2 protein-coding genes are annotated in these 1,571 nt (G+C 76.3%); both read right to left on the bottom strand.

Going from position 1 to position 1,571, the window contains the following annotated elements:
* On the bottom strand, window positions 1-1,221 hold a 1,221-nt coding region (locus AB0D66_RS34605; protein WP_362311108.1), incomplete at its 3' end, for an MMPL family transporter.
* Window positions 1,222-1,339: 118 nt separating this feature from the next.
* The coding region (locus AB0D66_RS34600; protein WP_362311107.1) for an ATP-binding protein at window positions 1,340-1,571 on the bottom strand (232 nt) is incomplete at its 5' end.

Below are 1,571 nucleotides of genomic sequence, written 5' to 3'. Positions count from 1 at the left end.
GCGGTCGGTCCGGCTGGTGGCCTGCGCTCCGGCGTCCACGTGCCCGAGCCGCAGCGAGGCGGCCGGCAGGGCGAGGACGCCGAGCAGGAGCAGGCCGCTGACCAGGGCGAGCCAGGGGCGCCGGCTGACCTTGAGGGCCCAGCGGTGCCAGACGTCCGCCTCCCCGGCGGGCTCGGCGGCGGGAGTACGGACGTGGAAGCGGTCGATGCGCCGCCCGAGCAGACCCAGCAGAGCCGGCGTGAGGGTGACGGACGCGGCGGCGGCGACGAGGACGCTGAGCCCGGCCGCGACGCCGAGGGTACCGATGAAACCCACGCCGCTGACGCAGAGCCCGCCCAGGGCCATGGCGACCGTGGCGGCGGCGACCAGTACGGCACGGCCGCTGGTGGCGACCGTACGCCCGACCGCCTCGGCGGGCTCCGTACCGGCGTGCAGCAGGGCCCGGTAGCGGGTGGTCAGGAAGAGCGCGTAGTCGACGCCGACGCCGAGGCCCATCATCGAGGCCAGGGTCGGGGAGGCCTGCGCGAAGCCGAACTGTCCGGCGAGAAGCCCGAGGCCGGTCAGGCTGACGGCCAGGCCGGCGACCGCCGTCAGCAGCGGCAGGCCGGTGGCGGCGACGCTGCCGAAGCCGACCAGCAGGACGAGCACGGCAACGCCCAGGCCGATGGCCTCGGAGGTGCGGTCGGCGGATTTCGGTGTGTCCAGCTGTCCGAGCGGGGCCCCGTACTCGACGGTGAGGTGGTCGGAGCGCAGCGGCTGGACGGCGGCGTCGACCTCGGCGAGGTAGGAGGGGTCGAACGTCGCCGGGTTGGCGTCGAAGCGGACGGTGATCCGGGCGATGTCCCCGGCCGCGGAGACCGCGCCGGGCGTGGTGAGCGGGTCGGCCACGGACAGGACGTGCGGGAGTCGGCTCAGGGAGGCGACCGCCTCGTCGACGGCGGCCCGGTGGCCGGTGACCGGACCCCCGCCGGAGCGGATCACGAGGGGGGCGGCGGTGCCCCCGGACGTGCTCGTGTGCGCCGTGAGCAGGTCGGCCCCGGTCTGGGTGCTGGTACCGGGCAGCGAGAAGCTGTCCGCGTAGCTGCCGCCCCAGGCGTGGTTGGCCAGCCCGATGCCGACGAGGGCCAGGACCCACACGGCGACGACGCGCCCTGCGTGCCGGGCGCACCAGCGCCCGCTGCGATGGAGGAGACCCGGCCCCTCGGCCGGTGGAGTGTTCATGGGGCCCCACTGTGCGCGGCGCGGGTAAGGAGACCGTTGGCGCATTGTTCGGGGAACGTACGGGCGCAGGCGGCGCCGTCCTCGGGGCCGTATGCGGGTCGGGTGGGCCCGCACGCCCTCAGGAGGCGTCCGGTGCGGGCGGCAGGCCGACGGTGAAGCAGGCGCCGCCTTCCGGGCCGTGGCCCTCGACGCGCAGGGTGCCGCCGAGGCGGCCGGTCAGGCGGCGGGCGATGGCGAGGCCCAGTCCGCTGCCGACCGGCCGGGTGTCCCGGTAGCGCTCGCGGAGGGCGCCCTGGTCGAAGGCCACGCGTACGTCGCCCTCGGTGAGGCATGGCCCGCCGTCGCGGACC

The organism is Streptomyces sp. NPDC048270, assembly GCF_040652335.1.
GTDB lineage: Bacteria > Actinomycetota > Actinomycetes > Streptomycetales > Streptomycetaceae > Streptomyces.
This window is presented reverse-complemented; position numbering and strand designations above follow the sequence as displayed.